Genomic DNA, 24,997 nt, shown 5'->3' with positions numbered 1-24,997 from the left:
GAGATTCACTCGTGAGGTGGCTCATTCCAGTCCAAAGGAACCCTCTCGGCGTCGTAGGGAATGCGTTCTTCATCGGGATCATCGTAATCGTAGAGCTCAGTCGGATAGTTAATCAATATCGAGGGGTCAGTGCTGATTGCTTTGAACCCGTGCCAGCAGTCTCCCGGAATGCGAACGACTTGCTGATTGTGTTCGCCTATGACGAACGTGTCTAGTTCGCCTTTCGTAGGTGAGTCCTCACGTTCGTCATAGACACCAATCTTGATTCGGCCCTGTGGACAGACGAAGTGATCGATCTGTCCTTCGAGGTGTCGGTGCCAGGCCCTGACGATGCCTGGATACGTCATTGAGTAGTAGGACATAGCCGGATCTATATCATATTCGGCCCAGTCTTCTCGGAACGCTTCGACAAGGTGGCCTCGTTCGTCGGCGTTTACTTGGAGGTCTCTGACTTCGACATCGTGAATAGTCGGCATAGGGGGTCCGTCTCAGAGAGAATTCTTGAAGGTACCGGTCATGTACTCCGCTACCGTGCTCAACACGGAGGACTGATTCTGATGAACTTACGAACGGACTCTTGCTCTTAGGCAATCCGTTTTATGATTGCTGGACCTGCGAGATTCCAGAGTCTCGTCCGAATTGTAGGGGATACGAGTATGGCAAGAATGTAGACAAGGACTCCGAATAGAACGACACCAAACAAGTCGATAATTGTTTGAATCTGCATCACTGAATGTAGGATGTAGACAGCTATTCCCATCACAGATGCGGCACCGGTACTCCAGGCCGCCTCAATAAATGGGAACTGTATATCTATGAATTGGTTGAGGTAATAGGCATGGAGAAGAGTGTTTGCAGCGAATGATACCGTTGTCGCAATGGCTGCACCGACGATCCCAAACTGCCAGATTAATATGACGTTCAATACGAGGTTGATAATTACAGCGACTACCGTCGCATATGCGGCAAGGTCCGGACGATTTATCGCTTGGAGTGAGCGACCAAGAACAACGTGGATAGCCTGAAGAATCTTTTCAGCCATCAATACGATTAACACTAGCCATGCTACGACAAATTCTGGAGTGAATAAAATTCGAAGGATATCCTTCGCAAGGATTGCCGTTCCAACAAACGCCGGAATCACGATGAGGAGAGCCGGGAGAATCGCTGTCGGAATGATATTCTCAATGCGACCGGTGGCTTCCTCAGCATCCCAACGACTTATTTGAGGGAATATCGTCGTCGCGATGGCTTGACTTACCATCATAGCGAACAAAGAAATTCGCCACGCATTTTCGTAGGCACCAATCCCGACACGTGTTCCAGCGATTCCGGCTCCGACAAATACAGACAAAATTGCAACATCCATCCAACTGTAGAAATATCCGCCAACTGACGAAATAATACCATACCGACCGTAGTCAAGTAGAGAACGGGCGTGTTCAATCGTTGGTTTCGATGGCCGAATTGATACTTTCCACCAACCGACAACCATCATCCCGATCGAACCTGCAATGTAACCGTAGACAAGTCCATGAACTGCATATCCTCTCATAAACAAGAAATATCCAACAATTAGCCACCCAAGTGGACGGAAAATCTGTAGAATTGCTGTTTCACCGACCCGGAGTTCCCCTCTAAGTACAGTTATGGAAAAGTTTCCACTTTCTCTGATGAAAAGAGCAACAATTAATGGAAGTACTAGATCTGCACCAAGATATTGAACTAAATATCCTCTAATAAGTAGGAGAAAACACGCGATGACAAGCAACGGAGGAAGTTTAAGTAGAATAGCTGTGGCAAGATAACGATGAACATCATTTCCCTCGCTGATGCGTTTTTCAGTCGCCCCTCGAATACCGAAATCAGCTGGTATAGCCAACATTCCAAGAAGTGCTAAAAATGGATAGTACGTACCAAGTGGAGAGGCGCCGAGCTCTCTTGAGAAGACTACGATGGCCAGAAATCCGGATAAAGATCCTACAACTTTTGCAATGATTATTTGAAAGCTTGATTTAGCGATATTCATTTAACAAGTGTCAGCTACCATCTCATAGAGAGATATAATAACTTGTGAAACTTGTTCTTCAGAAACCTGATCTAGTATTGTAGATGGAGGGGACCGGCATAATTAATTGAATGATGCTTCAGACACATTCAGTAACGACAACCTGGTTTAGGGCTGACGGAATATTTATACCGATGGACAGTCCACCAAGCAAACATCTCAATGGAGAAAGTAGCGGCAGTAATTTTAAATTGGAACAATTACGAAGATACTGCAAATTGCTTGAAATCGCTAAAATCAGTCTCGTATCCAAATTTAGATATTATCGTAGTGGACAATGGATCAACGGATGGGTCAGCAGAATCACTGAAAGATGATTTTCCTGAGGTTGAGCTGATACAAATTGGAGAGAATCGTGGTTTCGGTGGTGGAATGAATGTCGGAATTAAACAGGCTCTTTCTATTGGTTCAGAATACGTCTGGATATTAAATAATGACGTGATTATAGAGGAAAAATCTATTTTAAAAGAATTAGTTAATTCATTTAATAGAGATGACTCAATTGGTGTTGTCACTCCACTTATATACAGTTACCCAGATACAGAGGAGATTTGGTTTTGGAAAGGGTCTATTGATTGGAATACTGGAGAAGGCTATCACCCTACTCCTCCAGATCACGTCCCGAAAAAGAATATACAAAACGATTATGTTCCGCTCTGCTGCGCATTATTTCCCGCAGAAATCTTCTCTGACGTAGGATTTCTCCCTGAAAAATACTTTCTTTATTATGAAGATGTAGACTATTCCGTACAATTAGCTGAAAGTGGCTACGACTTAGTGACTCTCACTGATACTACAATATTTCATAAGCGTGGTGGTAGTTCCGGAAATCGTTTGGGTCCGATATCATCTTACTATCTAGCACGAAACCAGCGAATACTAATACGTGAGTTCAATGAAAAAATGAGCCCGTTCCATCTCCTTTGGTACTTTAAAGTTATCCTGAAAGAGACAACTCTGAGAGTTTATAATTGGAGAATTGACGGTCTATTCAGCCTTTATCGAGGAATAACGGATGGTCTTCGAAATAAGACAGGAAAAGGACCGTATCCTTAAATCCCTCAATTAGAACCGTCTCGAGACAGACTATAATCATGTAATGACTCTCAATCGTCCATCTCTAACCCTTCATAAACATTCTTAAATTCACGAGCAGTACTCTTCCAATCCTGTTTTTTCGCGTAGTCATAATTTGCCTTTCCTATGTTCGTCAGATTAGAATGTTCACGAACCGTTTCAAGCTGTTGTCGTAGCCCGTCTGGATCGGAGTGATCATAGAGAAATGGATTCTCTTCAGGAATTGTTGCTGGAATGCACCCCGTCTTTGGTGCAATAATTGGAACTCCAAAAGAGAGACCTAAATGGACAGACCCTGAATTGAGGATATTTCGATATGGAAGAACGAGGACATCCGCCATATTTAGGTAATACTGTATCTGTTCATCGTCAATATATTTGAGTACTAACTGTATTTCATCGGATTCTTTTGATTGAGATTTGAGTTCTGAAGCAATTTCCTCAGTCCAAGGTTGTCCTACGACATAAAGTTCCGAATCATCAATATTAGCATCGTTGAACGTTGCAATTAGATCAGGAACTCCTTTGTACTCTCGTATCAGGCCAAAATATAAGTAGACAAAAGAATCGGTATCGACCGATAACCAATCACGTGCTTCTGCCTTGGATACGTTGTTCTCGTAGGTGGAGATATAATTTCCATCTCCTATTACCTCCATCTTCTCTCTGTCTGAATATACATATTCTTCACATACTATTTCCGCAGCCTCTTCGCATTTGACAACAATAGAATCAAATAGTACGAATGCCATTTCATTAACAATTCTCTCAAATCTCTCATATTTATTTTCGTGGTGATGTGTGTTGTGAACTGTCCAAACAACATTTATAGATAATAAATTCACAAATATAATATCTAAGATAAATACGCTAGCCCGGCCCAAGGTGATGAGACTGTCGATGATTTTAGAACCAGTGAAGTCATCAGTCATATAGAACCCGAAAAGCCAACCAACATGAATAACATCTGCATTCCGATGAGATAATGCGGAACGAGTTAACGGGAAGGCAAGAGGCCAATCAATTTGAGTAACATCCAGACCTTCTTCCGTTAACGCTTCAAGAAGTAGTTTAACATAAGGATTCTTTGGGTTGTCTCCCAGATATAACACTGAAGTACACATTGAATTATGCTGAGCAATTGGACCTACTAAGGAATTGCCTTTCGGTATTATAGAGTATTCCTACCTCACCGTTATCAAATGTTATTACAAGTGCTTGTGCTTTGACTGAGATATTCTTTAGACAATACAATCTTCTTTAACAAAGGTCGAGTATCCACGGTTACATAAATCGTGACCAACCCTCACGATAAAAGAGCAATCTTGTCGAAGAAGATACACCAGATTGATTTACATTATCGCTCTCCCGTAGGAGATTGTTGATACTGTGGAGCCGTAGCTGTGGAGTCGAAGAGGACAGGGGCACCGCGTCAGTGGTGCCCGACACGAATGATTCCACTCGATGTGTTTGGCTCGGAATCGGTCGCAGCGGACCTGTTGGAGCAGGTTCGCTGGCGTGACGGTGTTACCTGTCCTCGCTGCCGTTTCTGACCGAACGGGTCTGATGGCTTCACTGCTGGTTCGATCGTCCATGCATTCAGTGACTCAGGCACCATCAAGACAAATCTAATCAGTGACGCGGCGAACGCGACGGCCTAATTACCAAGCCGAAGAATTCGATTGCTCAAACATAATGACAAGAACTATTGTACTGTCACCAAACATCTGAGTCACCTGAGATGACGATGGTGAAGACGAACAATAGAGTGAGGATATCACTCATTGTTCTGATCTTTGGCTCTGTGGTTGGTCTTCTTGCTGTCCAGCATTTCACTACTCTCCCGTTCGCAGTGAAGGCGAGTTATACAACACTCGGGCTCATCACAGCTTTGCTCGTCTTTGAATCCATTGAAGGGTCATTGATAACAGTACCCTATCTCGAAAACATACGTGGCGGGCGGTGTATAAAAATCATCCTCACCCTCTCAGCTCTCTCTATCGCTGCCTTGGAATTACTAGAAAGTCCCGCCATCACACTTGGACTTTTCATACCCTTGGGGTACGGATTTCTTCTCCTCCATTTCCTCAACTCAAAGAGAGTGACAGTAGGAATGATTGGAGAGCTCACAGTGCTATTCTCCATAAGTTCCTACTCAAAGTTTGCGACAACTGACTTCTATATTGGTAGCTTGGATCTCATCAAGCATGCAAGATTTACAAGGGAAGTAATTCAAACTGGGACCCCTGCTGGGATTCCCAATCAATATGCTCAATTCCCTGGGTTGCACATTCTGAGTGGTATCATCAGCTCAATCACAACATTATCACCGCACGATTCAATCGTGTTATTGGGTATTGTCTGTTTCAGTGCGCTAATTGGCGCACTCTTCGTTTTCGCAATGCACACCACCAAATCATCGGCTACGGCGTTTTTTTCTGTAGTGCTTCTATCGGGATCCTTTGGCTATCTATATTTCTCAAACTACTTTTTCCCGCAATCTCTCGCTATGACCCTCTTTTTCTTCCTTCTATTCACCAGCTCTAGTGCCTTATCGATCACACGATCCCGCCAGATACTCTGTGGCATTTTACTATCGGCAGCTTTTGTAATCACACACCATTTCTCATTCTTCATCGTACTCCCAGTGGTTCTGATGCTGATTGCGGGAGATCGATGGGAGACATATTCTTCAAGTGAAACCACGCCCGTTGGAACTGTTAAGAAACTGAATATCTTCCTGATTTTCTTCCCATACGGACTGGCGCTCTACTATTGGGGTAACGTTGCTGGCGATTTCTTTAATTCGCTCCTCGCGATCTCGACCAGTGTCTTTTCTACATTTACGTCGTACGGCATCTCGACAGGAGAGAGTTCAGGAAACATATTCCTCTATGGAGAGGCCCCAATAGAACAAACCGTAACCAGCGCGATTGCTTGGTTACACGGTGTTGAGGGAGTCTATCAGATATCACTTGTTGCGCTACTAACTCTCGGTGGACTGTGCCTACTATTTGGCAAAGACAGATCTCCAAAAGCCCTCTCAGCACTTGCCCTTGGCGTGCTGGGGGCGGTATTGATTTTAGAAACTCCATTGTCAGTGAAGTCGCTAAAGCGGCTATCATTCCCTCTGAGCATCTTCGCATTTATTCTGGCAGGTGCCGGATTACGTTGGATGACTACCGAGGTGGAGACACGAAATGCGCTTCCTGTGATCTGTATTATCTGTCTCTTTGTAACAGCTGGACCACTGATGTCCGCTGACGAAGTCCACAATTATCAAGGCACTACCGATCCAACGCAGGCATCTATTTCATCGACTGAATACGAACAACTACGCTCTGTGTCTCTATTCAGCAATCGATATGAGGCAGGCCCAGTTTCGACATTCCTTGTAGAACGGGAGATGCTCAAACTATTTGAGGCAGATACATCCGACGACATAAGATTGAGTGAATCTACAATCAACTATCGAAATTCATTGATGTATAATGACAATTGGACAGAATACCGGCTTCGCCATACAGGGGATAATCCTTATCTCAACGAAGTGAGAATGTCTGAATATTGGATGGGGGGCTTTATTGGTGAGTCTGACAAGTACTATGATTCTGGAAAAGTTGGCTTGGTGAAATAAATGTTCGAACGCTCTCCCGTAGGAGATTGTTGATACTGTGGAGCCGTAGCTGTGGAGTCGAAGAGGACAGGGGCACCGCGTCAGTGGTGCCCGACACGAATGATTCCACTCGATGTGTTTGGCTCGGAATCGGTCGCAGCGGACCTGTTGGAGCAGGTTCGCTGGCGTGACGGTGTTACCTGTCCTCGCTGCCGTTTCTGACCGAACGGTCAGAAACGGCCGCTACAGAGAGTTTCAGCGGTATCTGTGTAAGAATTGCGACCGCACGTTCAACGACAAGACGGGCATGATTTTCGCTCACTCGAAGATTGCGCTCCGACGGTGGCTGTTCTCGATCTACGCGTTCCTCCGGTTTAACACGAGTCTCCGCCAACTACAGTGCGAAATCGAGGTGACACACAAAACGATGCACCGGCGCATCGAGCGATTCGCCAGAGCGCTCGATGCGCCTTCTCTCGACTTGTTGGCCCCGTCGAAATCGACGAAGTATACGTCTCTGCCGGGAAGAAAGGCCGCGAGCGCGACCGGGAGTCGCGCTCGCGTGGCCTATCCAGGCGTGGACGTGGTACGTACAACGGCGATAAGCCACCCATTTTCGTCATCGCTGATCGCGGCACCGGTGACCGGTACGTGATCCCGTCGAAAGCCGCAGACGAATCGACGATTTGACTCCTGCTGGCCGACCGCCAGCAGGAGTCACTCACTGTCTATATCACGGCTTTCGAGCGTACGAACCGCTCGAAGCAGACGACGCATTCGACCGCGAATACGTCGTCCATGGCGATGGCGAATACGCCGATGACGAGGTACACGTCAACACCTACGAGAGCCACGCATCGCTGACGCGACAGTGGCTCTCGCCCCATCGTGGCGTCTCGAAAGACAAGTTGACACAGTCTCTCAGAGCGTTCCAACTACGCCGGGAACTGTTTCGAAAACCTGGACGAGACGCTCTCAAGCACGCCATTCGAGCGACGCTGTGAAATCAACAATGTGCTACGCATGAGCGTATATGGATAGTAGTGGTTTTGAATTAAACCTCTCAGATGTCCAAATTTCACCATCTTACTTTTATTCCATTGAATAGTTTAAATATTCAGTGGTTCGGGCAGAGTGTAACTATCTCGTTTTCTATATTATTGCTGAGATATTAAAGCATTTGGGGGAACCAGTTGAATAGACATAAGAACCTAAAATGAAGGATAATAACGTGATAGATGAGGTAGTAGTATTCCTACCTGCCCTTGAGATCGGGGGGGTTGAAAGGATGACGCTCAATCTGGCAGAAGAATTTCTGAATCGAGGCATTGATGTTACAATCGTTCTTGCTCGAGATGCAGGAGAACTAATGAATGAAGTACCTGAGAGCATATCGCTCAAAATACTGGATGCGCCTGATCCAACGCGGTTCTCACTTTTATCCGCTGTCCCTAGTTTATCCAAGTATTTATTTCACAAGGAACCAGACGTCCTCCTCTCATTTATGAAGCATGCTAATATAACATCGTTGTTAGCTCAGAAGATGTCAATGATAGACACTACTGTTATTATAGGTGAACGAAATCACCTCTCTAAAGCATTAGAAAACGAGCCTTGGCGTCGTGAAATCGCCTTTCAGAATTTAATGAAGATGTTGTATCCATCCGCAGACCACATCATTGCAACATCTGTTGGAGTTGCCGAAGATATCGAAAGTTATCTAAATAAACCCCTTCCGGTCTCTACAGTTTACAATCCGGTTGTTACACCTGAATTAAAAAAGAAATCAAAAGAAGATCCGGATCACGAATGGTTTGATGATCCAGATGTGCCAGTAGTTCTCAGTGCAGCCCGACTACATCCTCAAAAGGATTTTCAAACTTTGATCAAAGCGTTTTCTCTGGTTGATGATCGGTTTGATGCAAGGCTGCTTATCTTAGGGGAAGGTAAGGAAAGGGATGATCTTGAATCGTTAATACAAGATTTAGATCTTGAGTCAAAAACGGATCTCCCGGGGGTGGTTGAGAATCCTTTCCCGTATATGGCAAATTCATCAGTCTTTGTCCTTTCTTCTGTTTGGGAAGGTTTCGGGAATGTCTTAGTAGAGGCTATGGCCTGTGGTTGTCCAATAGTTTCAACCGACTGTCCAAGCGGCCCCAGTGAGATCCTAGATGGCGGAACATACGGTGAACTTGTACCTGTCGGAAGTCCAGAGCTACTATCTGATGCAATAGAAGAATCTCTGTCCAACCCAATTGACGAAACAAAAATACGGGCTCGTGCAGATAATTTCTCAGTAGACTCTATTGCAGATGAATACTTGAATATCATCTCTTCAGTGAAGAATAGTCAGTGAGCTCACTGTGGGATTGTGTTTCAGGGGGTAGATCTCGTAGATTTTGCCGGACCCTTTTCTGCCAAATTCCGTTTAAATAATAATCTTTGTCTGGAAGATCATGTCGTTCAAGAAACTCAAAACAGCCCAACGCTCTCCCTGAAATGTTTAATACGGTATCGAAATCGTGTTCGGTTATGACCATGCTTCGACGTAGAGGATTCAATAACTTGTTTTTCTGAGGGGAAGAGTTCCTTTATTCCTGATTGCTGACTCGGTTTCTGAGACAAAGAGAACGAATAAAATCTGATTCCTGGAATCGAACAAAGACGGCGACCTCAAGTCGGTGAGGACGCAGTTATCCAATATACCGTTCAACTGTTGCTTATTCACAAGGCGATTCGGTGTATACCTACACTAATGGTACTTTTGCCCCTATCCAGAATAGAGACACATCAATTTAAGCAGTTCAATTCCCACGTTGTCTGTCTGTTCATCAAAGTGGTAATGTACTATTCCAAACTAATAAGTTGCAGTTTGCCGTGTCCGTTCATATATATAACATGCAGAATGTAATACTGGTAACCGTTGATTGTTGGAGGCACGATCGATGTGGGTTTAACGGACATCATCGTGATACAACACCCACGTTGGATTCTATTGCAAAGGAGTCGATTGTGTTTAATCGAGCGTACTCTACAGGACCATATACCACAGAGTCTTTCCCCGGAATTATTGGTGGACAACATTCATACAATGGGTGTTACTTCGGGGATGATCCTGCGTGGAAAGCATTTGAACAAGAGGATACGACTCTTGCTAGGTCTTTGTCCAATGTTGGATACAGTACCGTAGCTACTCTCTCAAATCCCCATCTTACTAAAACGCGGAACTTCGATCTGGGGTTCGACCGGTTTCGGAATCTACGAACAAAAGGAAAAGACAATGCTAAACAGGGAGGTGATAACACCGGTTGGGCAGGGCGTATGTATAATATTCGGAGTTATATGAGACGATACTCTTCTCTGATAAACCCATATACCCTACCGTTCATTCTCTATCGATATAGGCAATTGTCTAATTGGCCTACGGTTAGCGGCGAGGACGTAGTCACAGGCTTCTTGAGCGATCTTGAAAGTACATCTCGGCCATTCTTTGGTTGGACACATCTGATGGACGTCCATGCACCAATCCATCCTGAGAGAGCTCGTGAAGGCGGATTAATGCCGAAAGAATCAAACTTACGCCAATTTTCTTGGGATGCTGCCCGTGCTTCTAGGATTCACGAACCAAGATATGATACAATGTACGATAGTGCTATTCGCTATGTTGACAAGCAACTCTCCGAACTTATTTCAGAACTCAAGAACCGCTCGCTCTGGGACGAGACAATCTTGATTATCACAGGGGATCATGGCGAGGTACTGTGGGACCGAGATCAAATCTATGGACACCCTCGGCATCATCTCTACGATGACCTGCTGCATGTCCCGCTTCTCGTGCGTGCTCCTAAAGGCAGTCACAAACGAATCAATAAACCGTTCTCCTTGGCTTGGATCCCAGATTTGGTTGGTCAACTCCTTGACGTAAACAGCGGTAATTTCCCCGAAAAAAGCAATACCGACTGGATCAACGATACTGGATCCCAGGATATAGAGTATGTGGTCTCAGATACTCTCGATAATTCGGGACATAGTGTTGCAGTTAGAACCGAAAGTCGCAAAGTGATACATCATCGTAAAGGCCCAGATAACGACTTAGTGCCAGATTACCGGTACTTTCAGGAACCAATACAATTCAACTATCTATCTGATCCAAAAGAACGTGTTGGAACAGAACCAGATAGCGATATTCGAACTCAAGCTGCTGATCTACTTACGGATGCCGAATCTCTCTCAACAGTGGGGGAAGGCTTTGATCCTGATATGAAACAGCAATTACAGGATCTCGGATATAAAATGTGAGGGTTAAATGACGGATACTATTGAAAAATCAACCCAGAGTCTTTTCATTCCCTCAGCCAAAGGGTCACTCGACAGATATATGATTAGAAGAGAAACCTCAGACGACACGGGGAGATATTTCGGATAAGGATGGAGAAGAATAACGTTATTCTCATTGGGCTAGACGGATTAGGACTAGACGAAATCGGAGAGTGGATCGCTGATGGTACACTCTCTACGCTCTCATATTTCCACGAAAAAAGCGCTGCTGAGTTGATGAGCACCCATCCCCCATGGACGCCGTGCGCTTGGCCATCCCTTCTGAGCGGACGCAACCCGGGGAAACACGGCGTCTTTGATTTTTACACTCGGGAAGATTACGATAAACGACTCATTGAACGACCGGATGTGGACTCGCCGTACCTTTTCGATGTCGTGGATCAGAGCGATCTAACCCCGATCGTAATCAACTACCCCGTAACGCATCCCGTATCGGAACTCGATCACGGAGCTCTCGTACCCGGATATCTGGCTCGCGAAGACGCTGAGTTCCACCCGGGCGATATTCGAGGACAATACGAGGAACAGTACGGAGAGTACAAGATCTATCCAGATTACGGAACTGATGACGACACCATTGAGGAGTACGTAAGTGTCGCTAAACAGCGCCGTGATATGGCTGAGTTCCTTGACGATCTCTTTGATTGGGATCTGATGGCGGTTCAGTTCCAGGTAACGGACTCGATTTTCCACGACCTCGACGACCGAAATAAGATCCGCGAGATTCTGACGAAAGTGGATGAATTCGCCGGAGATATCATCGAACTCGGAGAGGACGACCCGACCGTGTTTATCGTGTCAGATCACGGGATGGGCGACTACGATTGGACATTCTACGTCAACTCTTGGCTCGCCGAACACGGCTACTGTGAGTCAAAGGAAGGGGAACCACAATACTTCCGCCAACAAAAAGAGGGAGTCCTGAAAGGAAAAGACCAGTCCGACCCCGGACTCATAGAGACTGCAATCTCAACTGGAGTGAACACTGTCTCAAAGGTAGGAATCTCACCGCGCCGTGTTCACCGTGCGCTTGATATCGTCGGGGCTGCTGAATACGTTGAACGTATTCTCCCGGAAGACGCGCTAGTCGCTGCGCAAAACCAAGTTGTTGATCACTCGAACTCTGAGGCGTTTCAACTCTACTTCAACAGCCTTGGCGTTCACCTAAACGTGGAAGGGCGTGATAGCGAAGGGGTTGTTCCGCAAGACGATTACGAAGATGTTCGTTCCGAACTCATGAAAGAGCTACGCGAGGTTCGGGATCCTGACGGAAATCTCGCATTCGACGACGTCTGCCCACGTGAAGAGGTGTATGAAGGGCCACACCTGGAGGACGCACCCGACATTGCATTGTTCCCGCGCGATTATCAGTATGATGTTAGTGGGTCAATTCTGGATACTTTCCGTCGATATTCCCACAAGAACCACAAACCAAACGGAATTTTGCTCACGAACCGTTCGCTCAATTCGATCGATCAAGCGCAGATATATGATATCGCTCCGACGATAGCAGCCGTGTTGGGAATTCCTATCGATACACAAACCGATGGGAAAGTTCTCACACCACAGACCGAAGAGGTAGAAGAAGCTGACTGGAATGAAATTGCTGGAGACTATACCAATACTCAAGCAGACGGCGATACGTCAAGCGTTGAGGACCGTCTTGCAGATCTGGGATATATGGAGTAGTCAGATGATCACACGAGCTCTTGATAGAGACTGTAAGTTCGATCTGCAACCCCCTCCCACGAATACTTCTGTTCGACCAGCTTGCGAGCATTTTGGCCCCATTCTTGTGTCTGATCGGGGTTCTTTAAAGCGAAGCGTATGGCTTCGGCGAGGTCGTCTGGAGATCCCGGTGAGACAAGATATCCGTTTTCGCCATGGTCAATGAATTCCTCAATACCCTCAACTGCGGACGCAATAACCGGTGTGCTTGCGGCCCACGCTTCGAGTAACGTTAATGGGTGGCCTTCCCAAGCGGAGGGGAGAACGAACATTTTCGCTGAGGCGTAATGGTTCGGAACTGCCTCATCAGGTACCCGACCCTCGAATGAGACCGACTCTTCTAGTCCGAGCGCGGCCGCTTGCCTCTCTAAGTCGTCCCGTTTCGGGCCTTCACCAACTATTCGTAGATTAGCATCAGGATGTTCTTCGTGTACAAATGAAAACGCTTCGATCAGATCCGAGACTTGCTTTCTGGCGGTTAGACGACCGAGATAGAGTATATCGTCAGTCCTCTCGGTCTTGATCGAGAATTTCTCATAATCCACGCCGTTTGGGATAGTGTGAACAGAGGGATGATGCTCTTTGAGTAAGTCGACGTGTTCGTTGTTGACTGAGATTACAGAGTCGTAGTCAAAGCCCAAAATTAACTGTTTTTCGATTAATCTCTTGACGCCTGCAAGCATCGATTCGTCCCGGCCGACGCCAGTCGTTAGTGCTGTTCCATGAATTGTGAATACGGTAGGAGTCCCAGTCAATGCTCCTGTGAGGCGTGTCGGAACTGCGGGGAGAAACGTGTGTCCATGAATGAGGTCGTAGTCGTTTAATAGGAGACTTGGGAGAGGGGTACCCATTGAAGAGACTCGTCCGAAGGCGTTCCAATACTTTGTACAGGGCCTGAGACGGTGGACCTGTACTTTTCCAGAATGAAATTCTTCGTTGGCAGCGTAACGCTCACCGTCTTTCTTCAGCGCACGCGTGTAGATGTCTATAGTGCAGTTATGATACGTAGCTAGCGCAGATGAGAGTTCCCGTACATGGACTGGACCCCCACCTGTTTCGGGCCACCAGTCATCGATAATCATTGCGAGCTTCATATAATTCTCCCAGTCTCGTGGACTGGTTTGTACTGATCACAAGGGATCTCGTTGTTCAAAAGTACGGTTTTCCAAAAAGACTCGCAAGCTGGGCGACCTTCCTTAGGGTTTCCATGGATAGTAAAAAAAGTGGTACCGCTAAGTATTTCTGACATAAAGGTATGCTGATTGTGAAATAACTTGATTCTTCCGAAGATAACATTTATTTATACAGAGTCGGCAAATAATTTTGATTGAGTATATTGCACTGTCACACAGGCAGGAGTCAACGACGGTCCAGATCAATATCTCAGGCTCAGGGATTACGGTGCAGGAAGATCCCACAAGGATTTCAGGCCGATAAATCATCGCCCTCAGTACGACTATAAATTTCCAGCACCAGAATTTGATACCTGATTCGGCCTGATTTGGGTCCGTCTATTTTCTCCACCGAAACGTAGTATTCAAGATGGTTCTATTAGAAGGGATGTTCACATAGTGATGGATGTCTGTTTTGTAAGTAATGTGATTTATCCGTTCATCACCGGGGGTGCGGAAAAACGCATCCACGAAATCGGCACCCGCCTCGCCGACGGGGGCCACGACATCACCATCTACGGCCGACATTTCTGGGACGGCTCAACAGAGATAACCCACGAGGGAGTGACCCTCCGTGCGGTCGCCCCCGAAGCAGAGCTCTACGAAGATGACCGCCGGTCCATCACCGAAGCCATCGATTTTGCCGCCCGAGCACTTCCACCACTCCGTCGACGTCTCCGCAACGATGAACACGACCTTGCGATCGCTAGCGTCTTTCCGTATTTTCCAGTTCTTTCGACGAAGCTTGCTAGCCTCGGGACTAGCACGCCAGTCGTCACGACCTGGCATGAGGTCTGGGGCGACTACTGGGAGGAGTACCTCGGGTTGCTCGCTCCGGGTGGCAAGATCACCGAGCAACTGACTGCCAAGATCCCACAGCATCCGATCGCAGTGTCTGGTATCACTGCGGACAACCTCGCTGCAATCGGTCCGGCTCGCGAGCATATTGAGGTCGTGCCCAACGGACTCGACACCGAACAGGTCCGGACAGCGCCTCGCCCTGACACCGGCTACGACATCATCTTCGCCGGTCGGCTGATCGAGCACAAGAACGTCGATATCCTGCTGGAGGCGTTTGATCGAGTCGCCGACAGGCATGCTGTCACGTTAGGTATCATCGGCGACGGGCCTGAGCGTGACCGCCTCGACAGGAAACGCGACTCACTGAGCCACGCCGACCGCGTTTCGATGCTGGGCTTTCTTGATGACTACGAGGATGTGCTCGGGCACATGCGTGCTGCGGACATTTTCGCGTCTCCCTCGACGCGAGAAGGATTTGGAATTACGTTCGTCGAAGCAATGGCTGCTGACTGTACCGTGATTGCTGCAGACCATCCGGATTCGGCGGCAGACGAAGTTATCGGTGACGCGGGCTTCCTCGTTGATCCTACTGTTGACTCCCTCACAGAAACACTCGACGATGTTTTAGGTGGTGACCGCCCAGCGACGGATCCCGTCGAACGTGCGCAGCAATACGACTGGGATGCGGTTGCAGATCAGGCCGAAACCGTCTATCAGCGAGCTATTGACGGGTCGTGGTAACATGAACTCTATCGGAAACGGAACTGCGCTTTGGCTCCCCTCTGCGGTTTAATATCGAAGCCGACCCACACACCTCGTAACGAGTGAAGTGCCGTCATGGGTCCCCGCCCTTCGTTGAGCTATCAATGGCCTGAATGACGACCTCTGGATCTCGAAGTAGCCGATGTTCCAAGTAGCTTCCTTCACCCTGTCCACCCCCCGTATGATTCGATTCAGTTACCCCGAGAAACGACTGTTCTTTCAGCAGTCGGTACACGCGATCCTCGGAGAGCGGATCCGCTCCAGCCTGCTCCGCGACCTTCAGATAGAGCGTGTATATCTGATGGGTTCGAAACGCCTCCTGTTCTGGGTTGTCGACAGTAAGTAGCGCCTGCGCTCGGAGAATGTATTTCATATGTGGCGTCGTCCCACGAACGAGTTTCTCGAAACGGTTCACTTCTGCTCGCTGGACGGCGTCATCGACATGTGAGACTGTGACTGTTCCTGTCCCCTGTTTCTCAGCGAGACGACCAGCTTCGTATAGCGTATCGATCGCTTTCCGTGCATCCCCGTGTTCCTTGGCTGAGAGGGCCGCGACCTTCGGGATCACGTCGGGCTCCAACACGTCTGGTTCGAAGGCATCCATTCGGTTTTCGAGGATCGCCGTAACTGGCCGGCATCGTAGGGGTCAAAGACGAGTTCGTTCTCCTGAAGACTGGAGTCGATGCGTTCGCTCAACTGCTCGCGATATTCGATCCTGTTGCTGATGCAGATGGCGCCGACGTGTGTCTCTGCCTTCCCGCTCTCTCGAGCCTGCGAGAGGCTGCGTACCAGCTCGTCGTCGTCTAACTTGTCGATTTCATCGAGAATGACGACCAGTGAGTTAATATCGTACTCCGCAAGCAGGTCCCAAGTGATGTCACGGTAGTCGGCGGCTCCGATTCCGACACGCAGGACGTCGATATCCGCGTCGAGGCTCGCCACCAGTTTGCGTGCCATCTCTCGGCTTGCCTTTGCGTCGGTCTGATAATCGGAGCAGTCAACGTACGCCTGCTGAAACGAGATATAGTTTGCCTGTGCCTCGAAGTGAGCCTCACGAGACACACACACCCTCTACCGAGTGTAATCGCCTACTGCCCACACTAGGCTAGTTGAAGTCATGCGCGGGAAGGCATGCAGTCCACGATGGACTCTTCACCGGAATACTATGCGACACGCAGAGCCCCATCCCACACAAGGTATTTGCTCGCACGTCGACTTGACACACTACCAGGATAGAGAATGGTCCTCCCGAGCGAACACTTCATCATCGCCCTTCTCCCCGTTGCAGGATACGCCCTTCTCCGGGACAGACACCTCCCGTCGCTCCAGCTAGTCGCAGTCACGTTTTTCGGCAGCCAGTTCCCGGATCTCATCGACAAACCATTAGCGTACGAACTCCATTTGATTCCCTCCGGGCGGGTGTTTATGCACTCGCTTCCGTTCGCGATTCCGCTCTCGATTGCCGTCGTCGCGTACGCAGTCCGAACCGACCGGACCAGACTCGGGGCGGCGTTTGCGTTCGCCCATCTCTCACATCTGGTAGCCGACAACCAACGTATCCTCCCCCCGGATCCGTACGTGTCGTCGGACTTGCTCTGGCCGCTCCAGCCGCCCGTTATGCGCCCGGCAGTCCCACAGTGGGTCGGAGAGGGTGCAGTGAATCTCCACCTCTGGACCGGGTTTTCGGTGCTCGTTCTCGCACTGGCGGCGTACATTCTAGTGGTGGACTTACAGACCCAACTCGACTCCAGATTGTTGTGAGGGACATCACCAGTCAGACCCATGACGTTTTACACCGACGGGTGAACCAGAGTCACGTATGCGACGATTGCTCCTCGCCGTCTGCTTCGTTTCCCTCCTCGCTGGGTGTGGTACATTCATGAGTGATAGCCCGCCGCCGAGCGACGAGCGCGCCGTCGCGGCCGTTGAGGAAGCGAACCGGTCGATAGCCTCAGTCGACGCGTACCGGTTCCAAATGGACATGCACGTGACTGCGTCGGATGGCGACCAGTTGCGAACGGTGAGCGTCGATGGCGACGGTGCGGTGAACGCCTCCGAAAAACGGATGCAGGCGACGACACAGATGCAAGACCAGACAGTCAAATCCTACATCGACGGCTACAGAGCGTACCAGGGCTGTCAGGATCCCTGGGGCGGCTACGCTGTCGAGAATGTCTCTCGCTCCGAACCGTGGGCGACCGCGACGCCGCTCCACCGACAAGTGCTACTTTTTGAACGCTCGAACGTCTACTGGCAGGGCAATGAGACGCGTAACGGCAACCGGACTGTCCTCGTCACGGCCTCCCCGAGCGCTGACACCATCGAGTCACTGATGAATCGTCGACAGGCTGGCGACGTGGCGCTGGACCGCGGTTCGCTTGCGAACGCGACGGCGCGACTGTGGCTTGACCCGGAGACGAATCGCCCTGTCCAGTCGGAACTCGACATCGAGATCTCACAGCGCGGCGCGACCGCAACCGCGACGATTACGGTCCAGTACACTGATTACGACGAGCCAACCTCGGTCTCGATTCCGCAGGGCGTGTACAAGAATCCGTACGAACTCGGATGTCCCGGGGCCAGCTGACTCCGTCCGTCAGTAACGGCGAGAAGTCGTTTCGGTAACACTGGCTCAGATTAGAATCAGAAAGCCGACAGGAATTCTACAGTTGATTGATGGCGGATCAGTGGTCTTTCGGGTTATCAGAATGGTTCGTATTTGCCTGTAACTGTGAGGGCACCGTCATCCCATCCTTCGTTTGGTCAGTTGAACTACTTTGTTCGTCGCTGGCACGTTCGTCATCACCTTTGGCGGTGGGTTCTAACGGTGGCTCATACCGATACAAACGGTCGTCAACGAACACGACGTATTGGTTACACGATACATTCTCAATGACGCGGTTGTTCGTATCGATCGCTACGTCAACCAGTCCCTCAAGACTATCGACCGTTATCGCCGGCATCTTATCAGTATCTGACGGCAGGTGACCAATCGTGATCCAATCATCGTACTCTGCTCTGGCTGTTCGATAATCAGCCCACCGGCGCTCGGCCTCGGAAACTGACAGGCGGCCAGTTTGGCGGGCATACAGCAAGCCAAGCAGTGAACCGACTGCGAGCAAGAGTAGCAGCGGACTGCCCACACGGCGAAGGGCCCCGTACTCTACGGGGACAGATACCTGTTCAGTCTGTGACCCCGACGCAGTATCGACGCCGGGGTCTGCCACTCGGTAGACGCTGTCACCGGGGATGATAGGGAGTCGGTACGTGTTTGTGGTGTCGACTCGCTGGCCGTTTCGCGTCCCCGACACGTCTACGCGGGCGATGAACGCGATTTCGAGTTGCCCGGGCGTGTTGCCATGCTCCGCGTCAATACGCCGTGCCCGCTCAATGGCCGCGCTTGCGTTCGTGGAGAAGGGCACCGTCGCGCGCTCGGTTGGTCTCAGCGCCTCGGTTCGATCCTGCGCGACTGGGCGGGTAACGTCCCAGTACGTCGTCCCGTTGCCGTCATCGGCCGGTTCAACAGAGCGATACTTGAGTAACACTGTCGTCTCTGTCGTAAGGTTCCCTTCCTGGGCCTCGTACGCATACCTGAACGTGCCGTTCAGCTTTGGGCTCACCCCCCGGAAGTACACGGATCGGTTTTGCAGGACTGTCCCCTCGTCGAACGCGGTCGTTCCGTTGACGACCGTGGCCTGATGGGAGAACGCCCCGCTCGATTGCCAGGACGAAACCTCCTTGGTCTCCGTCGTGGTTCCCGGTTCGACGTGTGTTGTGTACGTGAGATAGCCACCGACGGCCCCTATAAGTACCACGCAGAGAACCACTAACACGTAATTAGCAGCGATGTCCTGTCTGATTGTCCGGCCCCCACCATCCATTGTGTAAGATATAATGGAGTCTTATTGGTAATTATTTGGGTTATAACACTATCTCAACCGCGTAAGGAGCCGACGAATTTTGGATGGACTATCGCGAGACCGCGACCTGACACGGCCGGTGTCGACAAGCACCGTCCCGAGCACGTAAAACGCGCCTCCGAGAAGCGCGTCGATGGTAATAATCGGGAGCCACGGATGGACGAGATACAGCGATCGGATCGTCGACTGTGGGAGGATCAGGAGGTATCGGTGCTCAACAACGAACTTTCGGTAATAGCCCCTCTCTGGCGGTGCTGTCAGCGACAGCGTCGCATTGACTGTCGAACGGGCTGGTATCACCGTCTCGTTTGGTTCGACAGCGATGCCATCTGTTGCAGGGTCAAAATATGTCACGACAGGAACGTACCCACCGTTACCGAGCCGATACTGCGTTGACTCCGTCGTTCCCTGTTCGATGACGCGCGGTCCCGGTGAGTCGAATTCAGCACTGACCACGCCGAACTCCTGTGGGCCCGCCGGCGCGACCATCGTCGCTGTTGCTGACAACACTATCGCCGCTGCGAAGATTCCGATCAGTAGCCTGACGCTCGTCCCCGTGTCCCGTGAGCTGTCCCGTCGGCCACGATCACGGTTCCCACTCAACACGAAGTCGAGCACGTACGCACCGACTGAGACTCCGAGAAGCAAGTATGCCAGCCCTTGTGTCCCCAGCAGCGAACGCACTCCAAATATCGATGCCGCTCGTTGCTGTACCCACGACAGGCCATTCCGGACTCCGTTGACGAGTGTCCCCACTCCCGGAACTGCAACAACTTCCCCACCTGGTTGCCAGGCGACAGCGACAATCTGTGCGTTGGTTACAGGGGGCTCGTCGCTATCTTGATCGGTGAAGGGATTGTTGTCACCGCGTGTTATGTATCCGCGGTCAGTATTGTCGACGACCCGGTGAGTTGTCAGTCCACCCCCTTGGATTTCCTCGGCCCGGAACGTAACAACGTCCCCTTCTTCAACGGAGCCAGCGAGGTCCGCGGGGATCGCGACGAACCCGTCGCCCGGTTCCAGTGTCGGTTGCATGCTGCCGGTCGTGACAAATCCCAGGAGGACGGGTTGGCCCAGTATCTGGCCGAGTACCATCGCGATGAGAAATATAATCACCCCCGATTCAAGCGCGGTCTCCAACCACTTTTTTAGCCGATCCATTGACACTATGCTTTATCTCTAAAGGAACATTAATAAATTGGTGGCTAGACAGTGATCGGCAAGTACTACATCGAAAGTTTCGGTCACTGAGGTGAAGAGGTCCAATAATCAGCTATCTGAGAGCGGTCTCAGGAGTCAAAATTGTCCGCGAACACAGTGACACTGTCAAGGATTTCCTCGTTAGGGTCGATACCTCGCGTATCAACAATCATGGCAAAAGACCATTGCTTACCGGGACCAAATTCTATCCGGCCACCAGAATTCTTTCCGACTGTCCCGTTGGTGTATGCAACAGCGCCGTTTTCATCTTCTGCATCAAGTATTTCAGCGTTAATTGACGGGGGATCAGATTGTCGAAGCGTCGCCTGTGAGTCATTCGTGTACCCGTTACGGACGAAGACGACCTTATCTGCATGTGGACCATCCGGATCTCCCCAGACCTCTACCGAGTGATCGGCGTTGTTTTTGATTGTGAATAGTTCGTTGACACCCGTAACTGCATCCGGGTTGAGATTGTCGAAAGTAATTTCGAGTTCACCATCCACCCCATCATCGGTCACATACTCGTTGTTGGCTCCTTCAAGTGCTAACTCTGCACTTGCGTCACCTGTGGTGCCCACAGTAAAGTTACGAGATGCTTGAACGGTGCTGAACGCACCAGTCCCAGTTGCAGCAGCTGTACCAGCCGCGAGCGATCCTAAACCGATCAGGAATTTGCGTCGTTGCATCAGTGTTGCACCTTGTTCGTGCACGCCCACCCCCCACGTGTCGTGGGCCGGACGTGACAGTTGATGCAACCGCTGACAAGGGCATTGTATTCCGCTCTTTGACAGGACGGGTTGCAGTGTTTGAAGCACAGATATGGGTCTTTGCGACCCAGCGGCTGGTGTTATACAGTCTCTTCTACCCTGTGTTTGAGAGAGCAAACCGTTATAGCGGTATTTAGATGTTTGACATTGCCATTTGCGGGAGATCACACGACAAACCCTGCCAATCTACCACTCGTCACTGTACGTATCAAAGTATAAACGACGACTAATACGTAAACAGTCGATAATATTATAACATAACATGAAAAGTAATGCCTAGACGACATGGTCGTGTCGTCGGCAACGATCGGTATCTAAGCAAGGGGCTGGGGATAATATGAGCAAGACATCGACAAGGGCGGCTGGTGACCAGTCTACAAACGTATTTGGAGATGCTTCGACGGAGACCGGATCGGACACCGCTATCGAGTCGGACACAGAACCGGATGAACTGTCGCGAGACGACGCATTTGAGATGCTCAGTAACCGGCGGCGACGATATGCTATCCAGTTCCTGAGCGGCACGCCAGGCCCTACTTCGCTCTCGGATCTCGCCGAGCAAGTTGCCGCTTGGGAGAACGAGACCAGCGTGGCCGAAATCTCGGCGAGTGAGCGCAAGACTGTGTACACCTCACTCCAGCAGTTTCATCTGCCTAAAATGGCTGATATGGGCGTTATAGAGTTTGACCAGCGGGAAGGGGACGTGCGACTCACCGAGTCCGCAGCCGACCTCGACATATATCTCGAACTCGTCGACCGCTACGATATTCCTTGGAGTCTTTATTACGTGGGCCTCAGCAGTATCGGAATCGTCCTTACATCGCTAGCCTACGCGGGTATCAAGCCGTTCGCGGCTGTCCCGTTCGTTGGGTGGACTGTGTTCCTGATCGCTGTGTTTACCGTCTCATCAGCGTGTCACTACGTCCTCTCACGCCAGATGCGTATCGGTTCGAACGCCGTTCCACCGGAGGTAGATGATGCGTAGACGGCTGTTGTTTCTGTGTGCGCTGGTGGTCGTTGCAAGCTTCGCTGTTGGAACTGGGAGTTACAGTGCGGCGTCAGTCGAGCGCGATGCGACGGTCAATGTCGTCGCCGACAAAGACGCGTACATGTCGCTGCTCTACTCCGATGATACCGTTCGTCTTGAGGGGAGTGGTGCTCACGAAGTGACGGTCGTGACTGTCCGTAATCGCTTCACACAACCAGTCGACTTTGCTGTCACAGTCACCGTTACTGCCGGCGATGGGCTGACCGTCAAGGCAGACGCGATGGAGACGACCAGTGTTTCAGCCGGTATTGGTGACGCGTTCGACGTGCCGGCGACAATAGCTTGCCAGTCACCCGGACAACACCGCGCGACCGTCGCGTTCGATGTCACTGCTACCGGCGCAGGTGTCACCGCCGAAACGACGACGTCTCGCACCATCGAGTATCTTGTAAATTGCTCCAATAACCAGGAACAAACCGACACTGAGGTTTGATCGTCTGGGATGAATAGCGAGCGTTCTCAGTTTGTTCGACCCGTATCGGACCGGTACACGCTGGTACCTGACAGCTCACCCGTTATCGAGGATGTGTTTGTGAGCGTGTCTTGCGGACCATTGCGGTAGAACCCGAGAAACCGCTCAGTCCGTCCAACTCTCGTACAGGTCCCGGCCGACCACGCCCAGACCGACGAGCGTGATGAGGTTGAGGAGGAGGCCGCCGACGATTGGAATCGCGAAGGGGACGGCCAGTAACAACCCGCCGGCGACCCCGTCCGTCGCCCTGACGGTCCCGTCGTCGCCGATGACCGAGTTGCCGACCCAGACGGCGGTAATCCCGGTGCCGACGATACCGAGGACGCCGAGAAGGAGCAACCCGGGAATCGAGATCAGCGCGCCGATGACGGTCAGTGCGAGCAGTACCAGTCCGATAGGGACCAGAATGCCGACGAGGACGCCCCAGCCGATTGCCCCGCCGGGGTCGTCCTGAATCTCTCGCACGGCATTCGTCGTGTATGCCGGGCCGATGGCGGCGGCTGCGGCGCCCAACACCGCGAGAATGATGAACCCGACACCGAACCGGATGACGACGTTGAGGGCCGGATCACCGACGCCACCAGGGGCTGTAGATTGTGCTGTTGCGACCCCGGAGAGTCCGAGTACGGCGAGCAGACTCCCGAGGCTACTGACGGCTTGCTTGGAGGGCATAGTAGCGTCACGCTAGTTTCTACTCGGCTTGTAAACTTCTTCTGGGTGCTTGTCATCGGTTACAACTCTGGGGTATCTACAAATGATTAATACTTGGAAGCAACCAGACATACATCTATGACTGACTGGCGTGAGCGTATGGAGTCCGGCTCGGAGATCCTTCGCCAACAGGCTGTTCGAGTCCCGCTCCCAGATGTGGAGGCGGAGCGATCCGTACACGAGAATATGATGCGAATTGCGGCGGCCGGCGAGCGAAAGAGCGAGTTACTCGACGACCCAGACGTGCCCCTGACGGAAGTGTACGAGGACGAACTGGACGAAATGAGACAGAGCTTCGAGCATCGCCTACAGCAGGTCGCTGGCGAGGACTATTATGAAGTCGCAACCGCGTATCTCAACGGTGAGCGTGACGACTGGATCGGGGCGCTCGCGGCGTATTACTTGGAGTGTTATTATCGCTTGCAGGAACGCTACACCGTTGACGAGCAGATATTCTTTCTACTGATTCTCCGATACCCGGATTGCTTCACTGTCAACCTCAGTTTCCTCACTGGCGATATCTCCCCTGTGGGGGTGCGGTACGAGTCATCCAAGCACGTCGAGGCTGACCTCAACGAGCGAAACAAAGAGCAGCTCTATGCCGACTGTCAGTATTCCCAGTACGACGCTTCGGCGTACCTCCGCGAGAACGTCAGCTGTATTCGGGACGCATTCCCGGGTCCGGAGACGACGCCGTTTGAGCAGCGCCGACGTGGCGGGTTCGTCCATATCACTGGCAGACAGGGCGCAACATTCACCGAGATTCTCGAGGCCGTCTCGCCGGATCCGAACCGGTTTGATGACACCGCATCGGAACCCGGGCTCGTGTCCGAGGGGCCAGAGGCCAAACGAGCGAAGCGAGAATTTCTCACCGACACCACGGTTGTTATGTGACACGCCCTCACCGCCACTGGCTGTTCCACAGAGCCGCCCCCGTCCGTGACCTCCGCTTGCCGGTGAATCAGGTCTTATCTGGCAGCGATTTCGAGACGGGGCCCGGTCTTTTTGAGGACTGGGACGTGACTGAGCAGTGTGGATGTGACTGTGTACGGGCCGCTTCGGGCGGCGACGGGGTCGAAGACAGTCGAAGTTCCGGTAGACGGCGACACGGTGGAGGCTGTAATTGCGGCCTTCATTGACGCGTACCCGCGTGCGGAGCCCCAACTGGTCAACGACGCCGGCGAACTCAGACCAAGCGTCCGTGTGATGGTCGACGGCGACAACGCTGAGTACTCGGACCGAGTTCCGCCCGGCGCGTCAGTCGAGATTTTTCCCGCAATGCGCGGCGGGTGAACACAGACGGACGCTATGCTG

At 50.8% G+C, this 24,997-nt stretch carries 20 protein-coding genes and 3 pseudogenes; 14 read left to right on the top strand and 9 right to left on the bottom strand.

The genetic code is table 11. The features are described 5' to 3' along the window. Positions 1-5: 5 nt before the first annotated feature. Together DVK00_RS16135 and DVK00_RS16130 are read right to left on the bottom strand one after the other, a co-directional pair. Positions 6-476 carry a dTDP-4-dehydrorhamnose 3,5-epimerase family protein gene (locus DVK00_RS16135; RefSeq protein WP_121578013.1) on the bottom strand — a complete coding sequence of 157 codons (471 nt, stop codon included), beginning with the start codon at positions 474-476 and terminating at the stop codon, positions 6-8. A gap of 107 nt (positions 477-583) precedes the next feature. Then, a complete protein-coding gene (locus DVK00_RS16130; protein ID WP_121578012.1) occupies positions 584-2,029 on the bottom strand; it encodes a flippase in 1,446 nt (481 codons plus the stop codon). A gap of 201 nt (positions 2,030-2,230) precedes the next feature. On the opposite strand from DVK00_RS16130, the gene DVK00_RS16125 reads away from it, so the two are divergent. After that, entirely contained in the window at positions 2,231-3,124 is an 894-nt protein-coding gene (locus tag DVK00_RS16125; protein ID WP_121578011.1) for a glycosyltransferase family 2 protein, read from the top strand. 50 nt (positions 3,125-3,174) lie between these two features. Here the strand turns inward: DVK00_RS16125 and DVK00_RS16120 are convergent, their stop codons facing one another. Next, positions 3,175-4,077: a glycosyltransferase gene (locus DVK00_RS16120; protein ID WP_158598819.1), complete on the bottom strand. Its 903-nt coding sequence runs from the start codon at positions 4,075-4,077 to the stop codon at positions 3,175-3,177. Positions 4,078-4,596: 519 nt separating this feature from the next. Between DVK00_RS16120 and DVK00_RS16115 the strand changes: the two are divergent. From DVK00_RS16115 to DVK00_RS16095, 6 genes and pseudogenes are all read left to right on the top strand, one after another. Further along, a pseudogene (locus tag DVK00_RS16115) lies at positions 4,597-4,692 on the top strand (transposase); the annotation flags it as partial. Between the two features lie 200 nt (positions 4,693-4,892). Continuing rightward, on the top strand, positions 4,893-6,782 hold the full coding sequence (locus tag DVK00_RS21190) for a hypothetical protein (protein WP_147435890.1): 1,890 nt from the start codon (positions 4,893-4,895) through the stop codon (positions 6,780-6,782). Positions 6,783-6,881: 99 nt separating this feature from the next. After that, positions 6,882-7,765: pseudogene (locus DVK00_RS16110) on the top strand (IS1595 family transposase). Positions 7,766-7,992: 227 nt separating this feature from the next. Further along, positions 7,993-9,117 carry a glycosyltransferase gene (locus DVK00_RS16105; protein ID WP_158598818.1) on the top strand — a complete coding sequence of 375 codons (1,125 nt, stop codon included), beginning with the start codon at positions 7,993-7,995 and terminating at the stop codon, positions 9,115-9,117. Between the two features lie 542 nt (positions 9,118-9,659). Next, positions 9,660-11,060 carry a sulfatase gene (locus DVK00_RS16100; protein ID WP_121578008.1) on the top strand — a complete coding sequence of 467 codons (1,401 nt, stop codon included), beginning with the start codon at positions 9,660-9,662 and terminating at the stop codon, positions 11,058-11,060. A 129-nt stretch (positions 11,061-11,189) separates the two neighbouring features. Beyond that, positions 11,190-12,788 (top strand): alkaline phosphatase family protein, encoded by a 1,599-nt coding sequence (locus tag DVK00_RS16095; protein ID WP_121578007.1) that lies wholly within the window; start codon positions 11,190-11,192, stop codon positions 12,786-12,788. 8 nt (positions 12,789-12,796) lie between these two features. Here DVK00_RS16095 and DVK00_RS16090 read toward each other — a convergent pair whose 3' ends face one another. Beyond that, on the bottom strand, positions 12,797-13,921 hold the full coding sequence (locus DVK00_RS16090) for a glycosyltransferase family 4 protein (protein ID WP_121578006.1): 1,125 nt from the start codon (positions 13,919-13,921) through the stop codon (positions 12,797-12,799). Between the two features lie 480 nt (positions 13,922-14,401). Here DVK00_RS16090 and DVK00_RS16085 point away from each other — a divergent pair, with 480 nt between their 5' ends. After that, on the top strand, positions 14,402-15,541 hold the full coding sequence (locus tag DVK00_RS16085; protein WP_121578005.1) for a glycosyltransferase family 4 protein: 1,140 nt from the start codon (positions 14,402-14,404) through the stop codon (positions 15,539-15,541). A 94-nt stretch (positions 15,542-15,635) separates the two neighbouring features. Here the strand turns inward: DVK00_RS16085 and DVK00_RS22470 are convergent. After that, positions 15,636-16,627 (bottom strand): annotated as a pseudogene (locus DVK00_RS22470) (Cdc6/Cdc18 family protein); the annotation flags it as partial. A gap of 174 nt (positions 16,628-16,801) precedes the next feature. On the opposite strand from DVK00_RS22470, the gene DVK00_RS16075 reads away from it, so the two are divergent. Next, positions 16,802-17,323 (top strand): metal-dependent hydrolase, encoded by a 522-nt coding sequence (locus DVK00_RS16075; protein ID WP_121537451.1) that lies wholly within the window; start codon positions 16,802-16,804, stop codon positions 17,321-17,323. 118 nt (positions 17,324-17,441) lie between these two features. Then, positions 17,442-18,149, top strand: a complete 708-nt coding sequence (locus tag DVK00_RS16070; RefSeq protein ID WP_121578004.1) for a hypothetical protein — start codon at positions 17,442-17,444, stop codon at positions 18,147-18,149. A gap of 97 nt (positions 18,150-18,246) precedes the next feature. Here DVK00_RS16070 and DVK00_RS16065 read toward each other — a convergent pair whose 3' ends face one another. The 3 genes from DVK00_RS16065 to DVK00_RS16055 all read right to left on the bottom strand — a co-directional run bounded on the left by DVK00_RS16065 (position 18,247) and on the right by DVK00_RS16055 (position 21,371). Further along, positions 18,247-19,377, bottom strand: coding sequence for a DUF5305 domain-containing protein (locus tag DVK00_RS16065; protein ID WP_121578079.1), 1,131 nt, complete (start codon positions 19,375-19,377; stop codon positions 18,247-18,249). A gap of 114 nt (positions 19,378-19,491) precedes the next feature. Continuing rightward, positions 19,492-20,643 carry a signal peptidase I gene (locus DVK00_RS16060; RefSeq protein WP_101350177.1) on the bottom strand — a complete coding sequence of 384 codons (1,152 nt, stop codon included), beginning with the start codon at positions 20,641-20,643 and terminating at the stop codon, positions 19,492-19,494. Between the two features lie 128 nt (positions 20,644-20,771). Beyond that, positions 20,772-21,371 (bottom strand): hypothetical protein, encoded by a 600-nt coding sequence (locus tag DVK00_RS16055; RefSeq protein ID WP_147435889.1) that lies wholly within the window; start codon positions 21,369-21,371, stop codon positions 20,772-20,774. Positions 21,372-21,789: 418 nt separating this feature from the next. Between DVK00_RS16055 and DVK00_RS16050 the strand changes: the two genes are divergently transcribed. Together DVK00_RS16050 and DVK00_RS16045 are read left to right on the top strand one after the other, a co-directional pair. After that, positions 21,790-22,437, top strand: coding sequence for a hypothetical protein (locus tag DVK00_RS16050; protein WP_007190281.1), 648 nt, complete (start codon positions 21,790-21,792; stop codon positions 22,435-22,437). Then, entirely contained in the window at positions 22,427-22,933 is a 507-nt protein-coding gene (locus tag DVK00_RS16045) for a hypothetical protein (protein ID WP_147435888.1), read from the top strand. The genes DVK00_RS16050 and DVK00_RS16045 overlap by 11 nt, the downstream gene beginning before the upstream one ends. Before the next feature lie 144 nt (positions 22,934-23,077). Here DVK00_RS16045 and DVK00_RS16040 read toward each other — a convergent pair whose 3' ends face one another. Continuing rightward, positions 23,078-23,644, bottom strand: a complete 567-nt coding sequence (locus tag DVK00_RS16040; protein WP_121512226.1) for a hypothetical protein — start codon at positions 23,642-23,644, stop codon at positions 23,078-23,080. 117 nt (positions 23,645-23,761) lie between these two features. On the opposite strand from DVK00_RS16040, the gene DVK00_RS22045 reads away from it, so the two are divergent. Both DVK00_RS22045 and DVK00_RS16030 read left to right on the top strand, forming a co-directional pair. Continuing rightward, entirely contained in the window at positions 23,762-24,577 is an 816-nt protein-coding gene (locus tag DVK00_RS22045) for a hypothetical protein (RefSeq protein ID WP_121578001.1), read from the top strand. 138 nt (positions 24,578-24,715) lie between these two features. After that, the gene (locus tag DVK00_RS16030; RefSeq protein ID WP_101350172.1) at positions 24,716-24,976 is read left to right on the top strand and encodes a ubiquitin-like small modifier protein 1; all 261 of its coding nucleotides are present in this window, start codon (positions 24,716-24,718) and stop codon (positions 24,974-24,976) included. Positions 24,977-24,997: the final 21 nt, after the last annotated feature.

It is taken from the genome of Haloarcula sp. Atlit-47R (genome assembly GCF_003665985.1).
Classification (GTDB): Archaea; Halobacteriota; Halobacteria; order Halobacteriales; family Haloarculaceae; genus Haloarcula; species Haloarcula taiwanensis.
The sequence above is the reverse complement of the archived record's forward strand: the minus strand, read 5'-3'. Positions and strand labels throughout refer to the sequence as shown.

Bases quoted from the DNA above. Each gene is read 5' to 3' on its own strand.
- DVK00_RS16135 (WP_121578013.1), bottom strand. From the start codon at position 476: ATGCCGACTATTCACGATGTCGAAGTCAGAGACCTCCAAGTAAACGCC.
- DVK00_RS16130 (WP_121578012.1), bottom strand. From the start codon at position 2,029: ATGAATATCGCTAAATCAAGCTTTCAAATAATCATTGCAAAAGTTGTA.
- DVK00_RS16125 (WP_121578011.1), top strand. From the start codon at position 2,231: ATGGAGAAAGTAGCGGCAGTAATTTTAAATTGGAACAATTACGAAGAT.
- DVK00_RS16120 (WP_158598819.1), bottom strand. From the start codon at position 4,077: ATGACTGATGACTTCACTGGTTCTAAAATCATCGACAGTCTCATCACC.
- DVK00_RS21190 (WP_147435890.1), top strand. From the start codon at position 4,893: ATGGTGAAGACGAACAATAGAGTGAGGATATCACTCATTGTTCTGATC.
- DVK00_RS16100 (WP_121578008.1), top strand. From the start codon at position 9,660: ATGCAGAATGTAATACTGGTAACCGTTGATTGTTGGAGGCACGATCGA.
- DVK00_RS16095 (WP_121578007.1), top strand. From the start codon at position 11,190: ATGGAGAAGAATAACGTTATTCTCATTGGGCTAGACGGATTAGGACTA.
- DVK00_RS16090 (WP_121578006.1), bottom strand. From the start codon at position 13,921: ATGAAGCTCGCAATGATTATCGATGACTGGTGGCCCGAAACAGGTGGG.
- DVK00_RS16085 (WP_121578005.1), top strand. From the start codon at position 14,402: ATGGATGTCTGTTTTGTAAGTAATGTGATTTATCCGTTCATCACCGGG.
- DVK00_RS16075 (WP_121537451.1), top strand. From the start codon at position 16,802: ATGGTCCTCCCGAGCGAACACTTCATCATCGCCCTTCTCCCCGTTGCA.
- DVK00_RS16070 (WP_121578004.1), top strand. From the start codon at position 17,442: ATGAGTGATAGCCCGCCGCCGAGCGACGAGCGCGCCGTCGCGGCCGTT.
- DVK00_RS16060 (WP_101350177.1), bottom strand. From the start codon at position 20,643: ATGGATCGGCTAAAAAAGTGGTTGGAGACCGCGCTTGAATCGGGGGTG.
- DVK00_RS16055 (WP_147435889.1), bottom strand. From the start codon at position 21,371: ATGCAACGACGCAAATTCCTGATCGGTTTAGGATCGCTCGCGGCTGGT.
- DVK00_RS16050 (WP_007190281.1), top strand. From the start codon at position 21,790: ATGAGCAAGACATCGACAAGGGCGGCTGGTGACCAGTCTACAAACGTA.
- DVK00_RS16045 (WP_147435888.1), top strand. From the start codon at position 22,427: ATGATGCGTAGACGGCTGTTGTTTCTGTGTGCGCTGGTGGTCGTTGCA.
- DVK00_RS16040 (WP_121512226.1), bottom strand. From the start codon at position 23,644: ATGCCCTCCAAGCAAGCCGTCAGTAGCCTCGGGAGTCTGCTCGCCGTA.
- DVK00_RS22045 (WP_121578001.1), top strand. From the start codon at position 23,762: ATGACTGACTGGCGTGAGCGTATGGAGTCCGGCTCGGAGATCCTTCGC.